We start from the raw sequence: 21,200 nt of genomic DNA, 5'->3' as shown, positions 1-21,200 counted from the left end.
GATCGCGCCACCAAAATGACGGGCCGCCTGTGGTCAGCGTTGCAACTAGGCCCATTAGCCGCGCTCAGGAGGATCATCTGCCGCTCTAGGCGCTCAACCGGGCAGGTTGTTTTGCCGACCCCCTGTTGCCCGGTAGATGATCCGCCAAAGAGCGGAAAGGGCGCCGCTCTCGCGCACGCCCGTCCCGATCTTGCAATTTGTATACTCTCGATCCCGGCAGGTGTCAACCGTGGCGTGCAGCGTCACCCATCCATAACCCCGCGCAGCACCTTGAGCAGCCCCGCCGGATCCCGCGCGGGGCCGTCATCGATCACGCAGCGCAGGGCCATGGACGCGGTGGCGGCGTCGTGTCTGCCCATGATGCCGTGCAGGCGCATCCACGCGGCGACGGCTTGGTTGTGCCGCTCGGTGTCGCTGCGCAGGTCCGGGGGCGGGCTGTCGGCGCTGACCTCGGTCGTCTCGGGCGGGGCCAGCAGGGACAGGCAGACGGCATGGCGGCGGGGTGCGCCGATAGCGGCGTCATAGGCGGCGACAGCGCGGCGTATCCACACGATCGCATCCCATAGCGCCGGGTGGTCCGCGCGTGGGGCATGGGTGGCGACAGCGCGGCCTGCGTTGCAGCCATACCACGGCGCGGCGACCTCGCGCAGGGTGTCGGCGGTCGGGGGCCAGCCCATGATCGCGCAGCGGGCGCGCAGCATTTGCAGGCGGGCATCTTCCTGCGTCTTGCGCGGCCGACCCGGCCCGGTGCGGCGCTGGGGCACGGGGTCCGCACCTGGCAGGGTGATGCCTGCCTCGGCGATCCTGCGGCGGCGGCGGCGGCGCTCGGCTTTACTGGTCATCTGTGAATCGTCCCTCTCTGATGTCGCGGGTCAGGCGGTGATCGGCCTGGTGTTGGTGCCTGCGCTCCGCCTGCCTCGCCTTGCGGGCTGTCTCGCGCTGTGCGGCCTTCTGGCGGCGCTTGCGCTTTCCGGGGTCTGGCGGATGGTCGGAATTGGTCATTGATCGCCTGCCGGGCGCTTGCGGTATCTCCGCACGATCCGGCGGGGCTGATCCCACCATCGCCAGCCATGGGCGCGCATCTGGGAGCGGAGACCGGAGTCGTCCACGCCGATGGCAGCGGCGATCCTGGGCGTGGTCCACCCCTCTGCCGCTCGGGCCAGCGCCCATCCGATACGCTCGTCGCGGATCTCCTGCGGGGTCCAGCGCGTCATGCGGCCGCGCAGGTGGGACGGGGCGGTCAGGGTCATTCTGCACTCCTTCGGATGGTCCGGCATCAGATGACCTGTCGCCAGTCGGTGATGCCGTGGCCATTGCGGGGGCGACTGGCGACGGGGCGCCGGGACGGCTTGACGGTGCCGATTGGCTCGATGTCGTGCGTCCAGGGCTCGGGGGGCAGTGAGATACCGCCTGACAGGCGATGAGCGGGCCGCTGAGCGGGGGTAACGCACCCTTCGGCGGGGGTAGTAGCTGCGGCAAACTTCCGGGCCTGTGTCCCCCGCAAATCGTCACTCCCGGACCTGGCGAGGGCATTGACCCATGCCACGCCGACCTCTAGCGCCTCGGCGATCTCGGCGCGGCTATAGCCGTAATCCAGCATCTCGGCGACCCATTTGCGGAGGGCATGAGCTCTGGCGCGGCGGACGGTCATGTCGCCGGTGTTGCGGGCGCCCGTAAGGCCGGGCGGCGGGATGAGTGGCGGACGGCGGGTCATTCTGCTGCCTCCATCATGTGCTGGGTTATGCCGGCCCATTGCGCAAAGGCGCGGCGCTCTGTCGGCGTCTGCTCGCGCTCCCGGGGAAGGCGCTTTGCGTTTCGTTTGATCTGTTTCGCCTTTGTCTTAGCCATCGTCTTATACCTACCTAGTAATTAACCAGTCTTGCTGGTTGAGAGAGCCTGAGCAGAAGGCATAGGACGACTAAGCCCCGGGGAAATCCGGGGTTTAGTCCCTATGCCTCCGCGATCTTGCTGGCCGAGCCGAGCCGTCGCTTTGGCCGATCTGGTGGCGTGGCGTTCCCCAGATCGTTGAGCGCTATCATTTCGGCAGATTTGCCACTCTGCCGGGGACCGCGCTTCGCTCTTTCGGACTGCGCTTTGCCTTTGGTCCCGCCCCATGGTAGGCTTTCTGTATCCAGCGCCACCGTCATCATCCCGCCAAGGATTCCTAACCGACCGCTGGAACAGCCCCGCAGCTTTCGAGTGCGCGGGGTTACTCTTTGAAATCACCCCATCACGACCTCCCGCAGATGGAGCGCTACGGCCCGCAGTCCGTCAGTCATGTGCATGTCGTTGAAATCGCCAACCGCGGTGGGCATTGACCATGCGCGACCGGATTTAACGGCGTAATATTCGCCAGCCCCAAATCCGCCCAAGGCTTCCTGCGGAGCGTCGTGGTCGGCCGCGACAATGGCCCCGGACAGGCCAGACGCGACCTTGCCGACATTGCTGGCCGAGAATGCAGACAGGACCGTCGCAGAGCGCCCCAGAAGCCGCAGGGCAGCCCTGACGCTTAATGCGGTGGCAATGCCCTCGCACACCCACGTTTCGCGCCCTGTGGCGACCCTGTGGCTTGCACCGCCCATCGTCCCTTTGAGGATGTTCTTCTTGGCCCCATCGGGGGTGATGAATTGCAGCGTGGTGATCTGCTGAGCGATACGGCCTGGAATGACCAACAGCGGCCCATCGCCATCAGGCAGCGCGGCGGCCATGGCATCCCCAAGCCGACCGATCGGCATGAACTTGCGGGGATCGTCAATGACAAGCCCCCGCTCATCTGGAAACCCTTTGCGCGCCAGATACGGGTGCTGCGCCTGATCGCAGGCCGCCACAATGCGCTGACATGTGGCGAACACCTCCCGACGCTCGGCTTCAGCCCTGCGTTCGGCCTCAATGTCGCGCGGCGGGGCTTTTACCTCGTTCTGGCCCGCCAGCCCATCGACTGTAAATCGCTGCTGCTGGCCGGTGATCCAGTTCCAGCAGATGCCACCGCGACCATCGTCAAATATCAGGACGCGGCCAGACGTGTTTGATTTGCTCTTCCCTTCAGCCGGGCACTGTACCCATTGGCCGTGCCTTGTTTTGGTCGGTGGGATAATGCCAACGGCGCGGCAGGCGTCAGACATGGCGGCGTGAATACTCATGCCATTGCCCTCCGCTTGCTGTTTTTGCGGAATCGCTGAGTTTCCCGCTGGATCAGAGCATAGGCCGATTGATCTACCGTGCGCTGGATCGGAGCGTCGAACCACCCAAATGGCAATTTGTCATTCGGGTAGATGCCTCTAAAAATTCCATAAGCCCATCTGCGTGCGTGGTCCTCGCCCTTACGGCTGTGCTCGGACGTGTAGCACAACGCAGCATCCCACACCCTGCGCGGCTCTTTCAGGCAGTCAGCTCGCAACCCGGCGCGCGGCTCCATCGCCAGAGTCCGGGGATTATACTCATGCATCTCACCAGCGACCGTGACGATGCCGGAGCGGGCTGGTTTTTCCCATCCGCAGCACAGGCAGGTGTTGCCGCGCAGAGCACCAGAACATTCTGGACAAACGACCTTCTCTCTTTCCCGTTCGCTGCGCTCTCTCGGCTTGCTGTCGCGCTTCGTGGAGTGATCCAGATCACCAACGCCATTTTCCCACACATCGAACATATCCAGTCCGAACCGCTCGATATTTCCCGAATGATCCAGCCAGATCGCTTTGTCCTTGCCTTCGCAGGTCCGCATGATGCGGCCGATCTCCTGCATGTGACTGGACAGGCTCTTTCGATAGGGCTTGCAGGAAATGCCGCACCGAACGTCCGGCACATCGAACCCTTTGGTCAGCACGCCGCAGGACACCAGCCCGTGGATTACGCTGTCATCACGGCGGAATTCTGCGATCTTCTCGGCGCGCTCGGCGTCGTCCCTGTCCAGATAGCTGATCTGCTGGAAATTGAAGCCCGCGGAGCTGAACGCTGCGCACAGTTCACGGCCATGCTCAACGGTCGGGGAAAAGACTATGGTCTTTACAGGGCCGCCAAAGTGTTCATTGGTCTTGGCAATCCATTCCTGGACGACATCTCCAACGATCTGGATGCCCGCAGCCGTGGCACTGGCGTCAGAAAACTCGCCATAGCTGTTGAGGCCAAGATCGGCATCATCAGGGGACTTGGCGACATAGATCTTCGGCTCGATCAGGAAGCCGTCATTGATAAGCTGTCGGGTCGGGATGACGTTGACCACATCGTCCCAATGCTCCCCCATGCCCTTCGTGAACGGGGTTGCGGTCAGGCCGATTTTCACCGCGTTGGGGTATCGGGCCATGAAGTCCAGCGTGGCTTTATACTGGCAATGCGCCTCGTCCACCACGATCAAGTCCGGGTCGCGCGGTAAGCTGCGCCGGGCCAGAGTCTGGGCAGAGCAAACCTGCACGTTTTCGCGCGGGGTCCAGCGGCTATTGATCCCCTGAACGATACCGTGCGAAATACCATATTCATCAAAGACGGCGCTCGTCTGATCCACCAGCGCAACACGGTCCACGATGAACAGCGCATAACTGCCCTTGCGATCTGCCTCTTGCAGCAGGTGTGCAGAAGTCAGCGTTTTTCCGGCTCCGGTTCCGGCTACCAGCAGCAGGCGGCGCTTTCCTGCGCGAATGCCCTTGCGCAGGTTCTCGATTGCGTCGGCCTGATAGGGACGCAGGCAAATTTCCTTGGTCGGGGCAAAGTTAAGCATCCATCACCTCGGCATAGGCAGCGGCCTCGGCATCGGCACGGCTCATGCCGCCCTCGAATTCCCGGATCGCCGCGCGTTCTTCGAAGTCGTCAAATTCCGGCCACACCTCGCGCATCAGGTCGTCACGGTGATCCTTCACCCATGCCAGCGCCGCAGGCGTCAGACGCCCCTTGCGCAGGGTGATGGTCCACTTGTCGCGGATCACCTCGCCGCCATGGGCGCGTATGCGCTCCAAAATCGCCATCAGAGCGGAATCACCTGATTTTCCGCCTCTTTCTTGAGGCGGGCGATTTCGGCCTTGAGAGCGTTGACCTGCCGTTGCAGACGGGCGGCATTGGCCTGATGCTCGCGCATACGGCCCTCGGCGGCGTCAGCGCGGCGCTTTTCATTGCCAAGGGCGCGGCCAAGGTTGTCCTGCCGATAGAGCGAGTTTTCAGATTTCAGCGCGGAGATTTCGCTACGCAGTTCTGCGATCAGCGCCTTGCGCTCGGCCAGGTCGGCGCGCAGGCCAATGATCTCGTCCACCATGGCATCTGGCGTCAGCTTGCCGATTTCCCGGCGCAGCTTCGCGGTTTCGGGATCGACCTCTTGTTCCGCAGGCGGGATTTCAGCCTCAACTTTTTCCGCGACCCTCTCTGCTTCGGCTTTGGCAGCGGCGGCTTCTTCGGCCTTTTTTTCTGCCTCTTTCCGTTCATCCACGGTTGCGGCCTTTTCAGCAGCAGCGCGGGCTTCGGCTTCTGCCTTAGCCAACGCCTCGGCCTCTTTCCGGGCGGCTTCGGCTTCCTCGCGCTTGCGGGCAGCCTCTGCCTCACGCTCGGCCTTCTGGCGGGCCGCTTCGCGCTCTGCTTCGATCTTCTTCCACTGGTCATGCCAGCCGCGCAGGGTGCGGGCCTTGCTGTTGGCGCGGGCCTCGGCCAATTGATCGGCGTTGGCAGCGGCCCACATGGCGGCGGCGCGTTCGTGATCGTGGATTTCGTGACCGCCAACTTGGCGGAGACCATTTTCAACAACCCACTTCCCGAAATCTTCATCTTTCGGGAACAGCGCCCGCCCTTCATTCAGCGCCGCGCCATAGGCAAGCCAGCCCTCGATTGCGTCGGCCTCGCCCTTCGCTACCTTGTCCAGCGCGATCTGCGCATCACCAGCAAGCGCGGCCAGTCGAACGGCGGTTTCATTGTGCCCGTAGTTGGTCATGTCAGAATGATCTCCACGCCCTGCGATGCGAGAATTGCCCGCTTGAGCTTGAATTCCGGCGTCTGAACGCCCTTAACGTCCTCGATCACGTCCACGCCTTTCGGCACATCGTGATAGGCGAAGTCGGCAACGTAGAATGCCGGTCGGCCAGACGGCACAAACCGCAGCGGCTTGCCGTCAGCACCGCGCAACGGGATGCGCAGCTGCCGTTGCAAATCGCGGATCAGGCCGTTCCGTTGCAGCATTCGCAGGACACCCCAGCGATGGGCCTCCTTCTGGCTGTCGAACCGGATGCCGTCCACGATGGCGGTCTTGTTGCGATATTTGCGGCGTTTCTCATCGACGGCGATGCTCACCTGATCACCTCCGACAGCATCAGACCGCCTAAAGCGGCGTTGACCGGAGCCACAGCGATGAGGGGTGTGGGCCATGTCACTCCATCACCTCCACGCCGATCTGGATCAGGAAGGCGATGGCGACAGGAGCCAGCAGGGCGAGGCCGAATGCGGTCATTGCTTCACCCTCATGTGCTTGGCGACATGAAGCTGATCAAAGGATGAGACAATGCGATCAAGGATCGGGCGGTAGTCGAAATCACCCTCGTTCAGGCCAAAGGCGATTGTGTCAGCCAGCAGTGCGAGCGCATCCTCGGGCCGGTCGTAATGATCCAGCGCGCGATCCCACATATCAATCATGGATGAGACAATGTCGCTCATGCCACACCTCGCTTGCCAGACTGGCGGCGGGGTTGACGGGTGGGGGAGGAATCCCCACGTGCAATTGCATGCACCGAACTGTTTTGCTTCATGTATTCTCGGATGCGGTCAGCGACCTTCATCGTCGGGCTGGCTTCGCCGTCCTTCCACTTCTGCCACTGGCCCCATTGAGCATTGATGGCATCCCGGAGAAGCTTCTGGGGGCTAACCCCCTCGCGCACGCAGTAGGCTTCGATGTCTGAGATGAGTTGTTCCATGCCGCGCATTATGGGGTATAATTACCCCATAAGGCAAGCGCAGATTTACGCCATTCGCATGGCCAAGGGCATGGGGTATATTTGCCCCATGGAAATGACTTTTATTGAAGCACTTAGGCACGCCATGAAGGTCACTGGACGCGGGAAATCTCTCCGCGACGTGGCCACCAGATCCGGTGTATCATACGACATTCTGAAGAACGTAAATCAGGGCAAGTCAGAGAAGCCGAACGCCGAAGATGCGACGAAGATCGCAGACTTCTTCGAGGTGTCACTGTCTGACTTTTACGCAGGGAATGTTCGATACCTCGGTGACGAGGTTAATTCTGAGGTCGTCCAGGGTGTGGCCAAGATGAACAGCATCATGCGCCGCCTTCGGAAGCCGAGCAGCCACGAGCAACTGCGTCTCTTTGCTCAGTCTCTTCTTCGCGCTGAAGAAGAATCTCTGCAAAGCGAAGAAGATCGGAGCGACCCTGCGGACTCAGCTTCATAAACGTCTTAACAACCGATTCGTCCCGCATACCACCCTCCCAGCGACTCAAGAACAGACCGTGAACTTGATGTTAGGCAAGAATCCGCCAGCCGGTCAATTGTCCGAAAAGACGGTTGCGTCAGGGAAGGCGGTTAGCCTTTGTTAACAAGGGGTAAGCATGTCGGAGACGCCGCGCAGCGAGGAATCCGAACAGATCGAGGCAGCCGCGCGCGTGGTGCTGGGGCTGCTGCGCGGCCTGGTCGAACATCCTGGATCCGTGGAGATGAAGGCCCTGCCCTTCCTGCTGCTGGAAGCGGCCGAGGAACGCCACCGCCAGGGCGATTTCGGCGCCGAGCGGATGCTGTGCGACTGGGCGGATGTGTTGAGGGACTGGGAAGATTAACGATTACAGAAACGGAGGACAAATATGGCTTTAACTCAGAACGACGCTAAGATTGTCATGGGGATGCTGGCCAGGGGGGATAACCATCACGACATTGCCGCTTGGTTTGGAGAGAACCAAGGACGCGTTGCCGATGTAGAAAGCGGTCGCATGTATGGGGTTCTTCCTGCAGCGCCCGCAGCGGACCTCCCCCCGAAGGGTTCTCCGGGACCTAAAGGGAGAAGGATGCGCGCGTTTGCTGCTAAGGCTTTGAAAGCCATTGAAAACGGCAATGCTGCTGAAGCAGAGAAGGTTCTGCGAGACGGGTTGGCGGCTTACGACCGTAACGAATATTGATCGTAATCCCCCTGACGCTCCAATGATCTCCTGCAGGGCGGCACCCATGCCAACTTCGGCTGGCTATCGCTGCCATGCATCCATACGAACCACGCGTAACCGGTGGCTGTGGTGGCCTTCGGGTCAACCCTGCCTTTGATCATAGGAACACGCTCGGAGAACTGAGCAAAAATCGCTGGCGGGCGCTCGCGAAAGATCGATCGGTATCTACCGACGCTTTCCAGGAAAACAGTCCTGGCAAGAATGGCGACCCCCACACGGGCCACTGATAGCGCCCGCTCAACAAATTCCTCGGCTAGGCGAAACGGCGGGTTGGTGATGACCCAATCGTGCGCACCGGTCTCATAGGGATAGCTGAGAAAGTCACGAACAGGCGCATAGCCGTAGTGATGGGCATCAGCAGCTACAACTGCGGCGAAATACTCTGACAGCGGCCTGGCCATGTAGCCACGCCCACAGGCAGGCTCTAGGCAGTCCATGCCCTTCACACGATCTGTGCCGATCACATGCTCCATCAGAGCTCTGGTCGCCCATGGCGGCGTTGGGAAGTCATCTCGACTATCCTTCGGCTCATGCCGTTGCGCCATCACTGCGTGCGAAGTGTTCTGCTGCATGACCGTCTCCTTGAGAACGCCTCAGTAGCCCGGCGCAATGTTGCGCACCACCCCAGATGGCCCGAATCAGGTGGGCTTTTTGCTGTCCGCCGGCACCGCGCCGGCTTGCCGGGACTCGACTCCGGCGCGGAAGATGCCAGACTAGCAGAACCCTGACCGCTCAGACCGGCAGGTAGGGAGGCATCCCTGTGTGGCCCGGCAAGGGCTGCTAAGGCAGACGTGGCAGGGACTCCACCGTGAACACCCCTGCCTCGCCCTGTCGCCCGGCTGCCGGTGAGCGCTCACCTATGCCAAGCCGCCTCGCTAGGGCGGGGTATAAATACTGAGTGTGGCAACACGCTCGACCGGTCGAGCACCGCACTACGGAGACATCCATGCGGTTTCGTTCGGCGGTGGCGATGATGGCGGACGTGTTCACCATTATCGTCGGGGCCATCGTCATAGCTGAGAAGCTGTTCTGATCCCCAGGGGAGGTTACGGCCTCCCCTACCACCTTTCCACACCCCGAATCACACCCTTTCTTCCGCGCCAGGAACCGAGTCCCGGCTTGCCCTGTATAGCATGGGCGAATCGGGGGCGGAAGCAATGTGGAGTATTTTTACTCTTTTCTTGTTGACAGAGGGGTAAACTTACCCCATCCTTATCTCAAGCCAAGCGACGAAGCCGAGCCTTGGCACCACCCCGAGATGAGAGGAACCCCCGTGAACATCGACAACCTGACTATCGGCGAGGCCAAGCGGATCGCCGCCATGTTCGGCGGAGTGCAGAGCGCCCCGGAAACCATTGGTGAGATCGGACGCAAGGTTATCGTCCGCAGCCGCGATGCGGGCGTGATCTACGGCGAATATGCAGGAAGCGACGGGTCCACCGTTCATGTCGCGAACGGTCGGCAGCTTTGGAAATGGTGTGCCGCCAAAGGCATCAGCCTGATCGACGTCGCAACCTACGGCGTAAACGCCTCGGAATGCAAGTTCAGCGACGCTGCGGCGACCGTCACCGTGTTCAACGCCTGTGCTCTGATCGATGTGACTGCCACCGCCGCCGCCAGCATCGAGGCGGTGTGATGAAGGTGCTCCGGTTCACTGATTACGACCCCGCCGAGGACGTTGACGGCAGCGGCTACGGCTACGGCTACGGCGAAGGCTACGGCTACGGCTACGGCTACGGCTACGGCGAAGGTGACGGCTACGGCTACGGCTACGGCGAAGGTGACGGCTACGGCTACGGCGAAGGTGACGGCTACGGCTACAGCTACGGCTCCGGCTCCGGCTACGGCTACGGCTACGGCGAAGGTGACGGCTACGGCTACGGCTACGGCTACGGCTGATCTTCCGCCCCAAATCCCCACCACCACCACCACCATCATCACGAAAGGAACACCCCCTGCCATGCAAGCCCCGCTATCCCCCGTCCCGCCCGGCGTGATCGCCGATCTCTGCCTTCGCGACCTGTCCCGCATCGAGCGGTTCCGATCCGCCAAGCGCGACTGGCAGATGAAGCCCCTGTCGATCCTGCCCGAGCGCCCGACCATCAGGCTTGAGCACGGCAACGATTACAAGGTCATTGCGCAATGAGCGAAACCATCACCGCCTACAAAGCATTTAACGCAGACCTCACTTGCCGGGGGTTCCAATACGAAATCGGTGCCACCTACACCCACAAGGGGAAGGTCGCTGCCTGCTCCGGCGGATTCCATGCCTGCGAGAACCCGCTGGATGTCTGGGGCTACTACCCCATCGTGGACGGAAAGGGCGCACTGACCCGCTACGCTGAGGTCGAGCTTTCCGGCGCCATGGACAAGGACGGCGATAAGATCGCCGCCGCGCAGATCACCATCAAGGCCGAGATCCGAATGCCCGATTTCATCAAGCGCGCCGTCGCTTGGGTTATCGACGCGACGAAGGTAATGGGTGACGATCCCAGCGGCGACTACACCCAGATCGGATCCAGCGGCTACTCCGCCAAGATCGGATCCAGCGGCAACTACGCCAAGATCGGATCCAGCGGCGACTACACCCAGATCGGATCCAGCGGCTACTCCGCCAAGATCGGATCCAGCGGCGACTACGCCAAGATCGGATCCAGCGGCTACTACGCCAAGATCGGATCCAGCGGCAACTACGCCAAGATCGGATCCAGCGGCGACTACACCCAGATCGGATCCAGCGGCGACTACACCCAGATCGGATCCAGCGGCAACTACGCCAAGATCGGATCCAGCGGCGACTACACCCAGATCGGATCCAGCGGCAACTACGCCAAGATCGGATCCAGCGGCTACTACGCCAAGATCGGATCCAGCGGCAACTACGCCCAGATCAATGTGTCCGGCAGCGGTTCCGTAGTCGCCTCGGCCGGATACGATACGGTCGTCACCGCCGTTGCCGGAACATGGCTCTCTCTCGCCGAATACGACGACGAGGGGCACTGCATCGGCTTCGGCACCGGGAAGGTGGAAAAAGACGGCGTGTATCGCGCTGAGGGCGGGAAGCTGGTCGAGGTGGTGCAATGATCCGCGCCCTCGCCATCCTCGCCCTGTCGGCATCCCCGGCCATGGCGAACCCCGCCGGCCTGATTGCCGGTCTTTGCCTCGACAACCCGGACGTTGTTGACGCGATCCGGCACTGCTTCATCAGCATGGGCGGCGTCACGCTTTCCGCCCCGCTTCCCGAGCGCCCGGTGTGTGAGGTCCGGCAATGACCTACCGCAGCCCCGCCGATTACCGCCTGCGCGCCTTCGTCTGGTCCGCGCTCCTTGCTTGGTCCGTCGCTGTATGGATTGCGATCATCGCTTTCATCGCCATCCCGGCCGCCAAGGCCATCGTAGAGGCCGCCAGCAATCCCGCCGCCTGCGCAGGCTATGACCGCTCGGATTGCGCTGCTGTCATGGGGGAGCGGTGATGGCAAGCCGTTCCTACGACCCAGACGCCTATAACCCCGACGTTTACAAATCGGACAGATACGATGAATGGACCGGATGGCGCGATGACCGTGAAGTTGACCCCATCGACATTGATGCCTTCAATGCCGAGCAGGACCATATCGATGCGATCAAGGCCCAGGTCAAAGCCGAGTATGCCCGCATCAACGGCCCCTCGATCTTCGCAGAGATCGCGGACCACAACGACCGGCACTGCCACCTCTGCCGCGGCAAGGGCTTCATCGGATCACCCGGTGAAATGGTCCAGTGCAATCTGTGCATGGGGACCGGTGCCGAAAGCTTCGTCATCATCAGACAGGAGGATGCAGCATGATGCTGTCCCCGTTCGAAATGACCCCGCCGCCGGACTTTTTCACGGACTGCTGCGAATGCGGCGCCCCGTTCGGCGATCCCACACGCGACCCTGAAACCGTGTGGCAGGACGCAGAGGCCCCGAATCTCTGCCGTCACTGCGCCCAGATGATCGAGGACGAGGAGTGACTTCATTAGAACGCCTCTGCCGCGCAGAACTGGCACGATGCTGGCGCTCCTACCGGGCTACCCGGCATCTGCCTATCGCGAACAAATACGCCGCCCAGGATGTGCGCCGCGCCATTGACAATATCCGCGCCTACGCCAGCCGCAGAGGCGCATCCCGCCCGCCATCGTGGGCGCAGCAACAGAATTTCCCAACTTCCGCTGAGTGAAAACAGGAGAGAATAGAGATGGTTGGATTCATCGAAGAAAGCAAAGGTGTCGATTTCAAACCGACGCCAGAAGGTCAACACGAAATGGTTTGCTGCCGGGTGGTCGACCTCGGCACCCACCAAACCGAATTTCAGGGGCAGGCCAGATTCCTCCGCAAAATCCTGATCTCGTGGGAAATCCCCGCAGTGCGCATGGAGATCGACGGAAAGGACGTGCCCACGCTCCACAGTGAGCGGTTCACGTGGTCGTTTCACGAGAAATCAAATCTTCGCAAGACGCTGGAAAACTGGCGCGGCTCTCCGTTCAAGCCGGAAGATTTTTCCGGCCCCCCTAACGGCTTCCATATCAAGAAGCTTCTCGGGGTGCCGTGCTACGCGCAAATCATGCACGAACAAGGCGCGAATGGTCGGACCTATGCGAACATGACTTCGATCATGCGCTATCCCGGAAAGCCTGAAGCATGGCCGAAGGCGGAAGGCGAGCTGATCTTCTTCGATCTTGATAGCTTTGAGCAAGGCGTTTTCGACAAGCTTCCGAAGCGCATCAAGGCGCAGATCGCAGGAACCCCGGAGGGGGCTGAGCTGATCCATCGCGGCATCATGCGCTATCAGGCAGATGATGACCAACAGGGAGGCCAACAGCCCCGGCAATCGAACGGCGCTCAATCTGGCGGCGCTGGCGGCTACAGCGACGGTTTCTCGGACGAAATTCCCTTTGCTCCCTGTGTGCTGTGATGACCGCCATTCGCCCAATCCCCGAAACAGTCTGCCGCGCCGCCATCCAAGCCGTCCAGGAAGGCGGCTGGACACGCGGCGACGACCTGCTGCTTGACGCCGCTGCCATGCACATCCTTGGATTTCAGGCCAGCGACGAGGCTATTGAGCACGCCCGCCATTACCTGCGCCCTGTGCTGGAATCCATGCGGCAGGAGTCTGGCTGATGCCGGTGATCTACCTGCTTGGTGACAGTCAGCGCGCCTATGCCGCCGAAGCGATCCGGCAGGCACCGCAGTTCTCGACCGTCTCGATCCTCGCGCCGACCCGGACGCCGCCGCAAAACAAGAAGATGTGGGCCATGCTGCGCGACGTGGCGCAGGCCAAGCCAGAGGGGCGGCTTTGGGTGCCTGACACATGGAAAGCCGCGTTCATGCACTCGTCTGGTCATCAGTGCCAGTTCGCCGAAGGGCTGGACGGAAGCGGCCCGTTCCCGGTCGGATATCGGTCCTCGCACCTGAGCGTGCAGCAAATGCGCGATCTGATCGAAGTCATCTATGAATACGGCTCGCGCCACGCTGTGCAGTGGGCCGAAACGGAGAGGAGCGGTTTCGCATGACATTCCTCTGCCCGGTCGAGGTCCATCACGAAGGCTCGCCGCGCATCGGACGAAAGAACGTGCCTTTTTTCTTTCACCAGAAAGTTAGGGGTTCCGAAATGAAGGATAAGCCGCCTCGCTGCGAGGCCACCGGCAAGATGATCTTTGACACGATGCAGCGCGCCAAGCGCCGGGCGAAGATGATGCGCCAGAAGCATGAAAGCGCGGTGCACGCCTATCGGTGCCAGCACTGCCACCAGATTCACATTGGCGAGATGGACGCCTCCGTCGCCTCTGCCAGCCGCGCGTTGATCGCTGCGCGCGGCCACCTGCCCGGACGGGTCAAATACCCGATCCGTCCGGGCTTTTTTGACAGCGAGGAGTGAGCATGAGCAACGAAGTTACCCCCCTGCGCTGGGTCAGGATGCCCGGCCCTGGTCAGACACGTGGCGAAGGTCAATGGGTCGAGCACTTGGGATCGGACGCCGAATGGGAATGGCTGCGCGGCACCGGCTACCTGCCGACGCATGAGGGCGAGATGCCGCAGGACAGTGAGGTGATGCCGTGCGAATCCTGATCGGCTGCGAGACTTCCGGGGTGATGCGGCGCGCGTTCGCCGCGCGCGGGCATGACGTTTGGTCATGCGATCTTCTGCCCGCCGAAGATGGGTCTAATCGGCACATCCGCTGCGATATTCGCGACATTCTAGGCGACGGCTGGGATATGCTGGCAGTGATGCACCCGCCATGCACCAGGCTGTGCAACAGCGGCGTCAGGTGGCTGCACGCGCCGCCACGGGGGCGGACTCTCGCGGAAATGTGGGCGGAACTGGATGAGGCAGCCGCCCTGTTCACCGCTTGCTGGCAGGCCACGATCCCGCGTGTCGCCATCGAAAACCCGGTGATGCACAGGCACGGCCGCGCGCGCCTTCCTGCTGACCTGCCAAAGCCGCAAATCGTGCAGCCGTGGTGGTTCGGGGATCCTGCGTTCAAGGCTACAGGCTTCTATCTGCGCGGGCTGCCGCCGCTGATCGCAACCCGCAAGCTGGTGCCGCCCCGCAAGCGCGAGGAACCAGCGCGTCATGCCGAATGGTCGGCCATCCACCGCGCCAGCCCCGGCCCGGACCGCTGGCAGGTTCGCAGCCGGACATTCCCCGGCATCGCCACTGCCTGCGCTGAACAATGGGGCGATTACGCCATGAAACACCACATGAGGACAGCATGACCAACGAAGATTTCGCCCCGACCGCCGTCGCGAACGCCGAACTGCGGCAGTTCATCGAGCAATATGAGCAGCTCGAAGCCGAAAAGAAGGATGTGACCGGCCAGCAGAAGGAACTGATGGCCGAGGCCAAGGCCCGCGGCTACGACACCAAGGTGATGCGCAAGGTGGTCGCCCTGCGCAAGCGCAACAGGGACGAGGTGGCCGAGGAGGACGCTATCATGGCGCTGTATCTCGCCGCGCTGGGGATGGTGTGATGACGGATGAAGAACGCGCGCGCCATCAGGAATATCTGGCCACGTTCCCCCGCGATGCGGCGGGTCGGCATCCGGTCGGGGTCATCGTCAGCGGAACCTGCCGCTGCATTGACCAGCCTTACACGCGCAGCGAGACAATCCACCTGATCTATGAGGGGCAGAAGCCCGTGCTGCACAGCCACCGCGAATGGATAGTTGAGGGTGACGGCGATGAATAAAGACGAACTGAAACACCACATCACGGCAGTCCTGCGCGGCATCCGCGACCTGGACGTTGACGCCGCCGCCGATCTGCTGGCCGAGGTTGGCGACGACCTGGCCGGGGATCGGGCAGAGGACATGGTTAACGGCGCGATCCTTGACGGCATCCGATGGGGCCATGCTGCGGCGGTTGGCGTCGAGATGGGCGGCGGCGCGATGTTGCGGGTCTGCCTGCCCGGCGGTGTCGGCATCACCCACGAGTGGGCGGCCGAGGCTGATGCACAGCCGCAGATCCGCGCCGCGCTGGCGGCGCTTCACGCAGGGCGCACGACGGCGCAGGGGGTCGGCGATGAATGACTTTGAATTTGATGCCGACCTGTTCATGGCGGTGCGGCGCGCGGTGTCTCGCGAAGATGTCTGGCATTATCTAGGCGGCGTGCTCATTGACCCAATCGACGGTGGCGGAGCTTGGCTGGTTGCGACCGATGGGCGCATGATCTTAGCGGCCATGGACGAAAGCGCCAGCGCCCCAAGACGTGCCGTTGTGGATCTGCTATTGCCGGAGAGCCCCCCATTGGAACCCGGATTGTGCGATTTCGACTGCTGCGAGAGGCAGCCGCCCAGCTATGTGGGTGCAAGACTTTGCTTTTCCGTCAACCCCGAGGCCGCCGCCGTCGCTCGCATAATGCGGCGTGACATAGTCCAGACCATGGCCATCGCCGATGACCTTGGTTGTGCAGACAAGTTTCCGAACTGGCGAAAGTGCTTTGTAGACCCGCAATATGAGGCGCTTTCCCGCGCCGAAGGTTACATCGACACCCAAAGGCTTCTGCGCCTATGCGACGGCGATATCGTCGAGATTGATGCTTCCGCCCCCGGAAGTCCAATACGAATCTTTTTCAAAGACCGCCCCCTTGTGGGATTATTGATGCCGTATCTCGCAAGCGGCGAGAGCGGCGCGCGGAATATTATTTCAATGATGAAAGTTGGCGGCGATGAGTGACCTTTCGTCTCTGAACGAAGCCAGATATCTTCTGCGCGAAGCCTGCGACCTGCTCGCCGCCGAGGCCGAGGCGCTGCGCAACAGCATCCGCATCGTGGGCGATCCTGACCGCCTGTCCGACGCGCCAGAGGACGCTCACGCCGTCGAGGCGATCCGCGAGATTGAGGGCTGGATCGCCAGCGTGAAGGCCACGCTCTATCCCACCACCCCCGAAGCCGAAGGAGGCTGCGATGCGTAGCAACGTGATCGACCTTGATGTGCAGGTGCTGCACGAAACCGACAAGGCGGTGATGGTGACGCCGGACGTGCCTGATAACGGCGTCTGGCTTCCGAAGTCCCAGATCGAACTGAGCGAAACCGGAATTGCCGGGATCATGACCGTCACGCTGCCGGAATGGCTGGCTCTTGAGAGGGGGCTGATCTGATGGATGCGAAAACCCTCATCACCGCGCTGGCCGAGGAAAACCAGAGGCTGCGGGAGGCGTTGGAACTTCTGACAGTCCGCGCCGACAGCCTCGTTTTCGCCCACCATCACGGCAACGGGCTTGAGGGATGGCACAAGGCAATTGACGGTGTGGACCGTGCGTTAACGCAAGCCCGCGTCGCCCTGTCCAGCGGGGAGGTCAGCCATGACTGATGCTGTAAAGCGCGTATGTGAACAGTGGATTTCGGCTGGTTATGGAGAAGATTGTTTCTGGGAAGATTGGCCCGAATGCCCCTGCGAGGATTCATTGACACCCAATCAGGTTATGGCAGCGGTCGCTAAACTGGAGGCTGAAAACCAGCGGCTGCGCGGGGTGCTGGAAAAGATCGCCTCTACTGGCCGATGTGAGTTCGCGGAAGTCCGCGCCGTGCTGCGCAGCACGGAGGCCAGCCATGACTGACGCACCAGAACGCATATGGGCGGTCCCGGAACGCAACTGCACCGTATACATGAGCGGCAATAGCCCTATTACCGCGCAAGATGGGCCGTTCACCCACCGCCTCCATGGCGCGGCCCCTGAATACATCCGAGCCGATCTGGTCGAGGCGATGGAGACCGAGAATCAGAGGCTGCGGGAGGCGCTGTCACCGTTTGCAGATGTTGCGGAGCATGACATAGGGACTGACGAGGCAGACTGTGATGTGTTCCGCCCGATGCTCAGGGCTAATCGTGCGCCATATTTGACGGTTGGAGATTTGCGCCGAGCCCGCGCCGCCCTGTCCAGCACGGGGGAGAAGGGGTGATGGAAGTCCTGTCCGAAAGCAAGTCCATCGCCCGGAAGGCTCACACCTGCGACCATTGCGGGTGTGATATTTTCCCCGGTGAGCAATACCATCGCGCGTTTCTGAAAGACGGCGGCGATATGTGGTCATGGAAATCGCACCTGGATTGCGCCGCGCTTAGCGCCCGCATGCACCGGGATCAGGATCTATGCTGGGACGAGGGCATCAACCTGTCCGAAGAATGGTCCAATGAGCGCGAGGAAATGCTGCGCTATCGCGATGAGTTTCCGACCGTGATTGCGCGGTTCGAGGCTCGTTCCGCCCGCCGCACCGCACAGAGGGAGGCGTAGATGGGGAGGCCATACACCCCCGACATGCTGGCCGAGCGCTGGGGCGTCTCGGGCGAGACGGTTCGTCATCTGATCCGAACCGGCAAGTTGCCGGCATTCCGCGTCGGCCGCATGCTGCGGATCACGCATGATACTGTGGAGGCTTACGAATGCGGGATTATCGGATCGGCCGTCTCAAAGGGCGATTTGTCGTCATCTGGAACGACGACGATGGAGGCAGACGGCGTTATCGCCTTGAGGCACACACGGCAAAGGAAGCCGAGCGTGAAGCGCGTGACCTGATCCTAAAGGCCAGCGCGCCCAAGGCCGGGGTGCTGGTTTCGGAGATATGGGAAGCCTACACCCGCGAGGTTGAGGGCCGGCGGCAGGCGTCGAAGATGCGACAGGTCGGAAAGAACGTCCTGCCAGACTTCGGCCACCTGTCAGCCAGCCAGATCACCGCCGAGGACTGCCGCAGTTTCATCGCCAAGCGCCGCCGGGCAGGCCGCAAGGATGGCACGATCAGGACCGACCTTGGTTGCCTGCGTACCTGCCTGTCATGGGCAGCGAAAAGCCGCCTGATCGAGGCCGCCCCGCGCATCGAATTGCCGCACACCCCGCAGCCTCGGGACCGCTACCTGACGCGCGATGAGGTTGAGCGGCTGTTGGCCGCAGCGTCCGCGCCGCACATTCGTCTGGCGATTCTGCTGATGGTCACCACCGCCGGCCGTATCGGCGCGCTGCTGGATCTGACATGGGATCGGGTGGACCTCGCGCGCCGGGTGATCAAGCTGGCGCCGAACGACCTGGGGCCACGGAAGGGCCGGGCCACGGTGCCGATCAACGATAGCCTGATGGCCGCCCTGCAAACCGCGAAACTATCGGGCGTCTCGGACTATGTCATTGAGTGGGGCGGGCGGAAGGTCGGTTCGATCAAGACCGGATTTAACGCCGCCGTGGAGCGCGCCGGGATCGCTCATTGCACCCGGCATGACCTGCGCAGGACGGCGGGCCGGTTCATGGCCGAGGCGGGCGTTCCTATCGAGGAAATCGCGGAATACCTGGGCCACTCGAACCCGAACATCACGCGGGCAACCTATGCCCGATTCAGCCCCCAGCACCTGCGGAAAGCGGCCGGCGCTCTTGAGATTCGACCTGTCGTTTCGGTTCGACAAACCAAAGGGCATACCTTATAATGACTGATAACTACCTGAAATTTATGGTGACCCCGAGAGGATTCGAACCTCCAACCTGCCCCTTAGGAGGGGGCTGCTCTATCCAGTTGAGCCACGGGGCCGCCAAGACCGTTTTGCCTGCGTGCGGGAAAAATGGCAAGGTTGCCGTGCGGCACTTGAAACGGTAACGGTAACATGACTGTCAGCCGGAATCCGACATGAGCACCAGATCGCCCCGCCGCCCCCTGACCCTGCGCGATGTGTCCGAAGCCTCGGGCGTGTCCGAAATGACGGTCAGCCGCGTGTTGCGCAACCGGGGTGATGTATCGGCGGCCACCCGCGAAAAGGTGCTGACCGCGGCGCGCACTCTGGGCTATGTCCCCAACAAGATCGCCGGGGGCCTGGCCAGCCAGCGCGTGAACCTGGTAGCGGTGGTGATCCCGTCGCTGTCGAACATGGTGTTTCCCGATGTGCTGGGCGGCATTTCGGCCGAGCTTGAGGACACCGGCCTGCAACCGGTGGTGGGGGTGACGAACTATAGCCCCTCGCGCGAGGATGCGGTGCTATATGACATGCTCAGCTGGCGTCCATCGGGGGTGATTCTGGCCGGGTTGGAACACAGCCGCGCAGCGCGCGCCATGCTGGACAATGCCGGCCTGCCCGTGGTCGAGATCATGGACATCGACGGCGAGCCGATCGATTGCGCCGTCGGCATTTCGCACCGCCGCGCCGGCGCCGAAATGGCCGATGAAATCGTGAACGCGGGCTATCGTCGCATCGGCTTCATCGGCACCCACATGCCCGAGGATCACCGCGCCCGCAAAAGGCTGGCCGGCTTCGAGGCACGCCTGGCCGAACACGGGCTGCAACTGGCCGCGCGCGAATACTACCAGGGCGGATCATCGCTGCACAAGGGCCGCGAACTGACCGAAAGGATCCTGATGCGCGAGCCCGATCTGGATTTTCTGTATTTCTCGAATGACATGATCGGCGCGGGCGGGCTGTTGTGGTGCATGGAGCGCGGCTATGACATTCCCGGCAAGCTGGGGCTTGCGGGGTTCAACGGCGTCGAGCTGCTGGATGGATTGCCGATGCGGCTGACCACCACCGACGCGCGCCGCGTCGACATCGGCCGCCGCGCGGCGCGACTGGTGGCGGGCAAGGAAAGCGCGCCTGACAATGGCATCATCGCATTGTCGCCGACCATCTTGCCTGGCGACACCATCCGACAAGGCGCGCTGCGTTGATACGCCCTTGCTAACCCAGATCGGGCAGGAAAAGCCCGGCCGGGGAAAGCGTGAATATCTCGCATCCGGTAGCGGTCACCCCCACGGAATGCTCGAACTGCGCTGACAGCGACTTGTCGCGGGTGACCGCGGTCCAGTCGTCGGCGAGGATCTTGGTTTCGGGCCGGCCCAGGTTCACCATCGGCTCGATGGTGAAGAACATGCCCTCTTCGATCACCGGCCCCTTGCCGGGCCGGCCAAAGTGCAGCACGTTCGGCGGCGCGTGAAAGGTTCGGCCCAGGCCATGGCCACAGAAATCGCGCACCACCGACATGCGGTTCTGTTCGACATAGGACTGGATCGCCCAGCCGATGTCGCCAAAGGTCGCGCCGGGACGCACCGCCTCGATCCCGCGCATCAGCGCGTCATGGGTGACCTGGATCAGCCGCCGCGCCTTGACGCTGGGACGGCCGGCCACATACATGCGCGAACTGTCGCCATACCAGCCATCGACGATCACCGTCACGTCGATGTTCAGGATATCGCCATCGGCCAGCAGCTTGTCCCCGGGGATGCCGTGGCAGACGACATGGTTCACGCTGATGCAGCTGGCGTGCTGATAGCCGCGATAGCCGATGGTGGCACTGGTCGCGCCCAGTTCGGTGACACGGTTGCGGATGAAATCGTCCAGCGCGCCGGTGCTGGTGCCGGGCCGGACCAGGGGTCCGACCTCGTCCAGGATCTGCGCCGCCATCCGCCCGGCCACGCGCATCCCGGCAAAATCCTGCGGATCGTGAATGCGAATGCCTTCGCGGGTCTGGCGTGCGTCGTTCATGGCGTCCTCGGGGTCTGTGCGCTCTGCACACAGATAGTCCGATGCCGGCCCTTGTTCCAGCCCCGGCAGCGGACCTATACATTTGCCGACAGCCGACAACGCAAGGAAG

Annotated in this window: 42 protein-coding genes and 1 tRNA gene; 30 read left to right on the top strand and 13 right to left on the bottom strand. The window is 62.3% G+C overall.

From position 1 onward, the window contains the following. Positions 1–242: 242 nt before the first annotated feature. From GB880_RS07610 to GB880_RS07565, 10 genes are all read right to left on the bottom strand, one after another. Positions 243–842, bottom strand: a complete 600-nt coding sequence (locus tag GB880_RS07610) for a hypothetical protein (RefSeq protein WP_154490653.1) — start codon at positions 840–842, stop codon at positions 243–245. 156 nt (positions 843–998) lie between these two features. Continuing rightward, positions 999–1,250, bottom strand: a complete 252-nt coding sequence (locus GB880_RS07605; protein ID WP_154490656.1) for a hypothetical protein — start codon at positions 1,248–1,250, stop codon at positions 999–1,001. Between the two features lie 26 nt (positions 1,251–1,276). Beyond that, on the bottom strand, positions 1,277–1,714 hold the full coding sequence (locus tag GB880_RS07600) for a hypothetical protein (protein ID WP_154490659.1): 438 nt from the start codon (positions 1,712–1,714) through the stop codon (positions 1,277–1,279). A 508-nt stretch (positions 1,715–2,222) separates the two neighbouring features. After that, positions 2,223–3,140 carry a toprim domain-containing protein gene (locus GB880_RS07595; RefSeq protein ID WP_154490662.1) on the bottom strand — a complete coding sequence of 306 codons (918 nt, stop codon included), beginning with the start codon at positions 3,138–3,140 and terminating at the stop codon, positions 2,223–2,225. Beyond that, positions 3,137–4,708 carry a DEAD/DEAH box helicase gene (locus GB880_RS07590; RefSeq protein ID WP_154490665.1) on the bottom strand — a complete coding sequence of 524 codons (1,572 nt, stop codon included), beginning with the start codon at positions 4,706–4,708 and terminating at the stop codon, positions 3,137–3,139. Before GB880_RS07590 ends, GB880_RS07595 begins: the two co-directional genes overlap by 4 nt. Continuing rightward, positions 4,701–4,952, bottom strand: coding sequence for a hypothetical protein (locus GB880_RS07585; RefSeq protein WP_154490668.1), 252 nt, complete (start codon positions 4,950–4,952; stop codon positions 4,701–4,703). The genes GB880_RS07590 and GB880_RS07585 overlap by 8 nt, the downstream gene beginning before the upstream one ends. Continuing rightward, positions 4,952–5,902 carry a hypothetical protein gene (locus GB880_RS07580; protein ID WP_154490671.1) on the bottom strand — a complete coding sequence of 317 codons (951 nt, stop codon included), beginning with the start codon at positions 5,900–5,902 and terminating at the stop codon, positions 4,952–4,954. The genes GB880_RS07585 and GB880_RS07580 overlap by 1 nt, the downstream gene beginning before the upstream one ends. Next, positions 5,899–6,258 (bottom strand): DUF1064 domain-containing protein, encoded by a 360-nt coding sequence (locus tag GB880_RS07575; RefSeq protein WP_263467023.1) that lies wholly within the window; start codon positions 6,256–6,258, stop codon positions 5,899–5,901. Before GB880_RS07575 ends, GB880_RS07580 begins: the two co-directional genes overlap by 4 nt. Before the next feature lie 153 nt (positions 6,259–6,411). After that, positions 6,412–6,618 carry a hypothetical protein gene (locus tag GB880_RS07570; RefSeq protein WP_154490677.1) on the bottom strand — a complete coding sequence of 69 codons (207 nt, stop codon included), beginning with the start codon at positions 6,616–6,618 and terminating at the stop codon, positions 6,412–6,414. Continuing rightward, positions 6,615–6,875: a hypothetical protein gene (locus tag GB880_RS07565; RefSeq protein ID WP_154490680.1), complete on the bottom strand. Its 261-nt coding sequence runs from the start codon at positions 6,873–6,875 to the stop codon at positions 6,615–6,617. The genes GB880_RS07570 and GB880_RS07565 overlap by 4 nt, the downstream gene beginning before the upstream one ends. Here GB880_RS07565 and GB880_RS07560 point away from each other — a divergent pair. From GB880_RS07560 to GB880_RS07550, 3 genes are all read left to right on the top strand, one after another. Then, positions 6,874–7,368: a helix-turn-helix domain-containing protein gene (locus GB880_RS07560; protein ID WP_154490683.1), complete on the top strand. Its 495-nt coding sequence runs from the start codon at positions 6,874–6,876 to the stop codon at positions 7,366–7,368. The two genes, GB880_RS07565 and GB880_RS07560, sit on opposite strands and share 2 nt — an antisense overlap. A gap of 157 nt (positions 7,369–7,525) precedes the next feature. Then, positions 7,526–7,750, top strand: coding sequence for a hypothetical protein (locus tag GB880_RS07555; protein ID WP_154490686.1), 225 nt, complete (start codon positions 7,526–7,528; stop codon positions 7,748–7,750). Positions 7,751–7,774: 24 nt separating this feature from the next. Further along, positions 7,775–8,086, top strand: coding sequence for a hypothetical protein (locus tag GB880_RS07550; RefSeq protein ID WP_154490689.1), 312 nt, complete (start codon positions 7,775–7,777; stop codon positions 8,084–8,086). Here GB880_RS07550 and GB880_RS07545 read toward each other — a convergent pair. Continuing rightward, positions 8,065–8,700, bottom strand: a complete 636-nt coding sequence (locus GB880_RS07545; protein ID WP_154490692.1) for an SAM-dependent methyltransferase — start codon at positions 8,698–8,700, stop codon at positions 8,065–8,067. The two genes, GB880_RS07550 and GB880_RS07545, sit on opposite strands and share 22 nt — an antisense overlap. A gap of 701 nt (positions 8,701–9,401) precedes the next feature. On the opposite strand from GB880_RS07545, the gene GB880_RS07540 reads away from it, so the two are divergent. The 26 genes from GB880_RS07540 to GB880_RS07420 all read left to right on the top strand — a co-directional run bounded on the left by GB880_RS07540 (position 9,402) and on the right by GB880_RS07420 (position 19,051). Continuing rightward, positions 9,402–9,764 (top strand): DUF6948 domain-containing protein, encoded by a 363-nt coding sequence (locus GB880_RS07540; protein ID WP_154490695.1) that lies wholly within the window; start codon positions 9,402–9,404, stop codon positions 9,762–9,764. Then, positions 9,764–10,027, top strand: a complete 264-nt coding sequence (locus tag GB880_RS07535; protein WP_263467022.1) for a hypothetical protein — start codon at positions 9,764–9,766, stop codon at positions 10,025–10,027. Before GB880_RS07540 ends, GB880_RS07535 begins: the two co-directional genes overlap by 1 nt. Positions 10,028–10,088: 61 nt before the next feature. After that, complete coding sequence (locus tag GB880_RS07530) at positions 10,089–10,274, top strand: hypothetical protein (protein ID WP_154490698.1); 186 nt, start codon at positions 10,089–10,091, stop codon at positions 10,272–10,274. Further along, complete coding sequence (locus tag GB880_RS07525) at positions 10,271–11,212, top strand: DUF7666 domain-containing protein (protein ID WP_263467021.1); 942 nt, start codon at positions 10,271–10,273, stop codon at positions 11,210–11,212. Before GB880_RS07530 ends, GB880_RS07525 begins: the two co-directional genes overlap by 4 nt. Further along, positions 11,209–11,400 (top strand): hypothetical protein, encoded by a 192-nt coding sequence (locus tag GB880_RS07520; RefSeq protein ID WP_154490706.1) that lies wholly within the window; start codon positions 11,209–11,211, stop codon positions 11,398–11,400. Before GB880_RS07525 ends, GB880_RS07520 begins: the two co-directional genes overlap by 4 nt. Further along, a complete protein-coding gene (locus GB880_RS07515; protein WP_154490709.1) occupies positions 11,397–11,600 on the top strand; it encodes a hypothetical protein in 204 nt (67 codons plus the stop codon). The genes GB880_RS07520 and GB880_RS07515 overlap by 4 nt, the downstream gene beginning before the upstream one ends. After that, positions 11,600–11,953 (top strand): hypothetical protein, encoded by a 354-nt coding sequence (locus GB880_RS07510; RefSeq protein ID WP_154490712.1) that lies wholly within the window; start codon positions 11,600–11,602, stop codon positions 11,951–11,953. Before GB880_RS07515 ends, GB880_RS07510 begins: the two co-directional genes overlap by 1 nt. Beyond that, a complete protein-coding gene (locus GB880_RS07505; RefSeq protein ID WP_154490715.1) occupies positions 11,950–12,120 on the top strand; it encodes a hypothetical protein in 171 nt (56 codons plus the stop codon). Before GB880_RS07510 ends, GB880_RS07505 begins: the two co-directional genes overlap by 4 nt. Before the next feature lie 224 nt (positions 12,121–12,344). Further along, positions 12,345–13,061 (top strand): phage replication initiation protein, NGO0469 family, encoded by a 717-nt coding sequence (locus GB880_RS07500; protein ID WP_154490718.1) that lies wholly within the window; start codon positions 12,345–12,347, stop codon positions 13,059–13,061. Beyond that, positions 13,061–13,267 (top strand): hypothetical protein, encoded by a 207-nt coding sequence (locus GB880_RS07495; RefSeq protein ID WP_154490721.1) that lies wholly within the window; start codon positions 13,061–13,063, stop codon positions 13,265–13,267. The genes GB880_RS07500 and GB880_RS07495 overlap by 1 nt, the downstream gene beginning before the upstream one ends. Continuing rightward, entirely contained in the window at positions 13,267–13,659 is a 393-nt protein-coding gene (locus GB880_RS07490) for a recombination protein NinB (RefSeq protein WP_154490724.1), read from the top strand. The genes GB880_RS07495 and GB880_RS07490 overlap by 1 nt, the downstream gene beginning before the upstream one ends. After that, complete coding sequence (locus GB880_RS07485; protein WP_154490727.1) at positions 13,656–14,024, top strand: hypothetical protein; 369 nt, start codon at positions 13,656–13,658, stop codon at positions 14,022–14,024. Before GB880_RS07490 ends, GB880_RS07485 begins: the two co-directional genes overlap by 4 nt. A 2-nt stretch (positions 14,025–14,026) precedes the next feature. Continuing rightward, positions 14,027–14,215: a hypothetical protein gene (locus GB880_RS07480; protein WP_154490730.1), complete on the top strand. Its 189-nt coding sequence runs from the start codon at positions 14,027–14,029 to the stop codon at positions 14,213–14,215. A 23-nt stretch (positions 14,216–14,238) separates the two neighbouring features. Continuing rightward, positions 14,239–14,862 carry a hypothetical protein gene (locus tag GB880_RS07475; protein WP_154550635.1) on the top strand — a complete coding sequence of 208 codons (624 nt, stop codon included), beginning with the start codon at positions 14,239–14,241 and terminating at the stop codon, positions 14,860–14,862. Further along, positions 14,859–15,116 carry a DUF2312 domain-containing protein gene (locus GB880_RS07470; protein WP_154494331.1) on the top strand — a complete coding sequence of 86 codons (258 nt, stop codon included), beginning with the start codon at positions 14,859–14,861 and terminating at the stop codon, positions 15,114–15,116. Before GB880_RS07475 ends, GB880_RS07470 begins: the two co-directional genes overlap by 4 nt. Further along, entirely contained in the window at positions 15,116–15,334 is a 219-nt protein-coding gene (locus tag GB880_RS07465) for a hypothetical protein (RefSeq protein ID WP_154494330.1), read from the top strand. Before GB880_RS07470 ends, GB880_RS07465 begins: the two co-directional genes overlap by 1 nt. Further along, positions 15,327–15,674, top strand: a complete 348-nt coding sequence (locus tag GB880_RS07460; RefSeq protein ID WP_154494329.1) for a hypothetical protein — start codon at positions 15,327–15,329, stop codon at positions 15,672–15,674. Before GB880_RS07465 ends, GB880_RS07460 begins: the two co-directional genes overlap by 8 nt. Next, positions 15,667–16,320: a hypothetical protein gene (locus GB880_RS07455; RefSeq protein WP_154494328.1), complete on the top strand. Its 654-nt coding sequence runs from the start codon at positions 15,667–15,669 to the stop codon at positions 16,318–16,320. The genes GB880_RS07460 and GB880_RS07455 overlap by 8 nt, the downstream gene beginning before the upstream one ends. Beyond that, positions 16,313–16,558: a hypothetical protein gene (locus tag GB880_RS07450; protein WP_154494327.1), complete on the top strand. Its 246-nt coding sequence runs from the start codon at positions 16,313–16,315 to the stop codon at positions 16,556–16,558. The genes GB880_RS07455 and GB880_RS07450 overlap by 8 nt, the downstream gene beginning before the upstream one ends. After that, positions 16,551–16,745, top strand: a complete 195-nt coding sequence (locus tag GB880_RS07445; protein ID WP_154494326.1) for a hypothetical protein — start codon at positions 16,551–16,553, stop codon at positions 16,743–16,745. Before GB880_RS07450 ends, GB880_RS07445 begins: the two co-directional genes overlap by 8 nt. After that, complete coding sequence (locus tag GB880_RS07440; protein WP_154494325.1) at positions 16,745–16,957, top strand: hypothetical protein; 213 nt, start codon at positions 16,745–16,747, stop codon at positions 16,955–16,957. The genes GB880_RS07445 and GB880_RS07440 overlap by 1 nt, the downstream gene beginning before the upstream one ends. Then, positions 16,950–17,204 (top strand): hypothetical protein, encoded by a 255-nt coding sequence (locus GB880_RS07435; RefSeq protein ID WP_154494324.1) that lies wholly within the window; start codon positions 16,950–16,952, stop codon positions 17,202–17,204. Before GB880_RS07440 ends, GB880_RS07435 begins: the two co-directional genes overlap by 8 nt. Continuing rightward, a complete protein-coding gene (locus GB880_RS07430; protein WP_154494323.1) occupies positions 17,197–17,547 on the top strand; it encodes a hypothetical protein in 351 nt (116 codons plus the stop codon). The genes GB880_RS07435 and GB880_RS07430 overlap by 8 nt, the downstream gene beginning before the upstream one ends. Then, complete coding sequence (locus GB880_RS07425; protein WP_154494322.1) at positions 17,547–17,876, top strand: hypothetical protein; 330 nt, start codon at positions 17,547–17,549, stop codon at positions 17,874–17,876. Before GB880_RS07430 ends, GB880_RS07425 begins: the two co-directional genes overlap by 1 nt. Then, on the top strand, positions 17,877–18,158 hold the full coding sequence (locus tag GB880_RS15865; protein WP_442793746.1) for a helix-turn-helix domain-containing protein: 282 nt from the start codon (positions 17,877–17,879) through the stop codon (positions 18,156–18,158). Further along, positions 18,041–19,051, top strand: a complete 1,011-nt coding sequence (locus GB880_RS07420) for a tyrosine-type recombinase/integrase (protein WP_442793774.1) — start codon at positions 18,041–18,043, stop codon at positions 19,049–19,051. The genes GB880_RS15865 and GB880_RS07420 overlap by 118 nt, the downstream gene beginning before the upstream one ends. 24 nt (positions 19,052–19,075) lie before the next feature. Here the strand turns inward: GB880_RS07420 and GB880_RS07415 are convergent. Then, positions 19,076–19,152: transfer RNA gene (locus GB880_RS07415), tRNA-Arg, on the bottom strand. A gap of 96 nt (positions 19,153–19,248) precedes the next feature. Here GB880_RS07415 and GB880_RS07410 point away from each other — a divergent pair. Further along, the gene (locus GB880_RS07410) at positions 19,249–20,277 is read left to right on the top strand and encodes a LacI family DNA-binding transcriptional regulator (RefSeq protein WP_154494320.1); all 1,029 of its coding nucleotides are present in this window, start codon (positions 19,249–19,251) and stop codon (positions 20,275–20,277) included. Between the two features lie 10 nt (positions 20,278–20,287). Here the strand turns inward: GB880_RS07410 and map are convergent, their stop codons facing one another. Next, a complete protein-coding gene (gene map, locus GB880_RS07405; protein WP_154494332.1) occupies positions 20,288–21,091 on the bottom strand; it encodes a type I methionyl aminopeptidase in 804 nt (267 codons plus the stop codon). Between the last annotated feature and the right edge of the window lie 109 nt (positions 21,092–21,200).

Origin of the sequence: Paracoccus sp. SMMA_5_TC, assembly GCF_009696685.2 — a bacterium.
Taxonomy (GTDB): domain Bacteria; phylum Pseudomonadota; class Alphaproteobacteria; order Rhodobacterales; family Rhodobacteraceae; genus Paracoccus.
Note: the sequence above shows the minus strand (reverse complement) of the source record. Positions and strands in the feature narration are given on the sequence as shown.

Excerpts from the sequence above, each read along its gene's own strand:
- GB880_RS07610 (WP_154490653.1), bottom strand. The coding sequence starts at position 842 with ATGACCAGTAAAGCCGAGCGCCGCCGCCGCCGCCGCAGGATCGCCGAG.
- GB880_RS07605 (WP_154490656.1), bottom strand. The coding sequence starts at position 1,250 with ATGACCCTGACCGCCCCGTCCCACCTGCGCGGCCGCATGACGCGCTGG.
- GB880_RS07600 (WP_154490659.1), bottom strand. The coding sequence starts at position 1,714 with ATGACCCGCCGTCCGCCACTCATCCCGCCGCCCGGCCTTACGGGCGCC.
- GB880_RS07595 (WP_154490662.1), bottom strand. The coding sequence starts at position 3,140 with ATGAGTATTCACGCCGCCATGTCTGACGCCTGCCGCGCCGTTGGCATT.
- GB880_RS07590 (WP_154490665.1), bottom strand. The coding sequence starts at position 4,708 with ATGCTTAACTTTGCCCCGACCAAGGAAATTTGCCTGCGTCCCTATCAG.
- GB880_RS07585 (WP_154490668.1), bottom strand. The coding sequence starts at position 4,952 with ATGGCGATTTTGGAGCGCATACGCGCCCATGGCGGCGAGGTGATCCGC.
- GB880_RS07580 (WP_154490671.1), bottom strand. The coding sequence starts at position 5,902 with ATGACCAACTACGGGCACAATGAAACCGCCGTTCGACTGGCCGCGCTT.
- GB880_RS07570 (WP_154490677.1), bottom strand. The coding sequence starts at position 6,618 with ATGAGCGACATTGTCTCATCCATGATTGATATGTGGGATCGCGCGCTG.
- GB880_RS07560 (WP_154490683.1), top strand. The coding sequence starts at position 6,874 with ATGCCGCGCATTATGGGGTATAATTACCCCATAAGGCAAGCGCAGATT.
- GB880_RS07565 (WP_154490680.1), bottom strand. The coding sequence starts at position 6,875 with ATGGAACAACTCATCTCAGACATCGAAGCCTACTGCGTGCGCGAGGGG.
- GB880_RS07555 (WP_154490686.1), top strand. The coding sequence starts at position 7,526 with ATGTCGGAGACGCCGCGCAGCGAGGAATCCGAACAGATCGAGGCAGCC.
- GB880_RS07550 (WP_154490689.1), top strand. The coding sequence starts at position 7,775 with ATGGCTTTAACTCAGAACGACGCTAAGATTGTCATGGGGATGCTGGCC.
- GB880_RS07545 (WP_154490692.1), bottom strand. The coding sequence starts at position 8,700 with ATGCAGCAGAACACTTCGCACGCAGTGATGGCGCAACGGCATGAGCCG.
- GB880_RS07535 (WP_263467022.1), top strand. The coding sequence starts at position 9,764 with ATGAAGGTGCTCCGGTTCACTGATTACGACCCCGCCGAGGACGTTGAC.
- GB880_RS07530 (WP_154490698.1), top strand. The coding sequence starts at position 10,089 with ATGCAAGCCCCGCTATCCCCCGTCCCGCCCGGCGTGATCGCCGATCTC.
- GB880_RS07525 (WP_263467021.1), top strand. The coding sequence starts at position 10,271 with ATGAGCGAAACCATCACCGCCTACAAAGCATTTAACGCAGACCTCACT.
- GB880_RS07520 (WP_154490706.1), top strand. The coding sequence starts at position 11,209 with ATGATCCGCGCCCTCGCCATCCTCGCCCTGTCGGCATCCCCGGCCATG.
- GB880_RS07515 (WP_154490709.1), top strand. The coding sequence starts at position 11,397 with ATGACCTACCGCAGCCCCGCCGATTACCGCCTGCGCGCCTTCGTCTGG.
- GB880_RS07510 (WP_154490712.1), top strand. The coding sequence starts at position 11,600 with ATGGCAAGCCGTTCCTACGACCCAGACGCCTATAACCCCGACGTTTAC.
- GB880_RS07505 (WP_154490715.1), top strand. The coding sequence starts at position 11,950 with ATGATGCTGTCCCCGTTCGAAATGACCCCGCCGCCGGACTTTTTCACG.
- GB880_RS07500 (WP_154490718.1), top strand. The coding sequence starts at position 12,345 with ATGGTTGGATTCATCGAAGAAAGCAAAGGTGTCGATTTCAAACCGACG.
- GB880_RS07495 (WP_154490721.1), top strand. The coding sequence starts at position 13,061 with ATGACCGCCATTCGCCCAATCCCCGAAACAGTCTGCCGCGCCGCCATC.
- GB880_RS07490 (WP_154490724.1), top strand. The coding sequence starts at position 13,267 with ATGCCGGTGATCTACCTGCTTGGTGACAGTCAGCGCGCCTATGCCGCC.
- GB880_RS07485 (WP_154490727.1), top strand. The coding sequence starts at position 13,656 with ATGACATTCCTCTGCCCGGTCGAGGTCCATCACGAAGGCTCGCCGCGC.
- GB880_RS07480 (WP_154490730.1), top strand. The coding sequence starts at position 14,027 with ATGAGCAACGAAGTTACCCCCCTGCGCTGGGTCAGGATGCCCGGCCCT.
- GB880_RS07475 (WP_154550635.1), top strand. The coding sequence starts at position 14,239 with ATGCGGCGCGCGTTCGCCGCGCGCGGGCATGACGTTTGGTCATGCGAT.
- GB880_RS07470 (WP_154494331.1), top strand. The coding sequence starts at position 14,859 with ATGACCAACGAAGATTTCGCCCCGACCGCCGTCGCGAACGCCGAACTG.
- GB880_RS07465 (WP_154494330.1), top strand. The coding sequence starts at position 15,116 with ATGACGGATGAAGAACGCGCGCGCCATCAGGAATATCTGGCCACGTTC.
- GB880_RS07460 (WP_154494329.1), top strand. The coding sequence starts at position 15,327 with ATGAATAAAGACGAACTGAAACACCACATCACGGCAGTCCTGCGCGGC.
- GB880_RS07455 (WP_154494328.1), top strand. The coding sequence starts at position 15,667 with ATGAATGACTTTGAATTTGATGCCGACCTGTTCATGGCGGTGCGGCGC.
- GB880_RS07450 (WP_154494327.1), top strand. The coding sequence starts at position 16,313 with ATGAGTGACCTTTCGTCTCTGAACGAAGCCAGATATCTTCTGCGCGAA.
- GB880_RS07445 (WP_154494326.1), top strand. The coding sequence starts at position 16,551 with ATGCGTAGCAACGTGATCGACCTTGATGTGCAGGTGCTGCACGAAACC.
- GB880_RS07440 (WP_154494325.1), top strand. The coding sequence starts at position 16,745 with ATGGATGCGAAAACCCTCATCACCGCGCTGGCCGAGGAAAACCAGAGG.
- GB880_RS07435 (WP_154494324.1), top strand. The coding sequence starts at position 16,950 with ATGACTGATGCTGTAAAGCGCGTATGTGAACAGTGGATTTCGGCTGGT.
- GB880_RS07430 (WP_154494323.1), top strand. The coding sequence starts at position 17,197 with ATGACTGACGCACCAGAACGCATATGGGCGGTCCCGGAACGCAACTGC.
- GB880_RS07425 (WP_154494322.1), top strand. The coding sequence starts at position 17,547 with ATGGAAGTCCTGTCCGAAAGCAAGTCCATCGCCCGGAAGGCTCACACC.
- GB880_RS15865 (WP_442793746.1), top strand. The coding sequence starts at position 17,877 with ATGGGGAGGCCATACACCCCCGACATGCTGGCCGAGCGCTGGGGCGTC.
- GB880_RS07410 (WP_154494320.1), top strand. The coding sequence starts at position 19,249 with ATGAGCACCAGATCGCCCCGCCGCCCCCTGACCCTGCGCGATGTGTCC.
- map (WP_154494332.1), bottom strand. The coding sequence starts at position 21,091 with ATGAACGACGCACGCCAGACCCGCGAAGGCATTCGCATTCACGATCCG.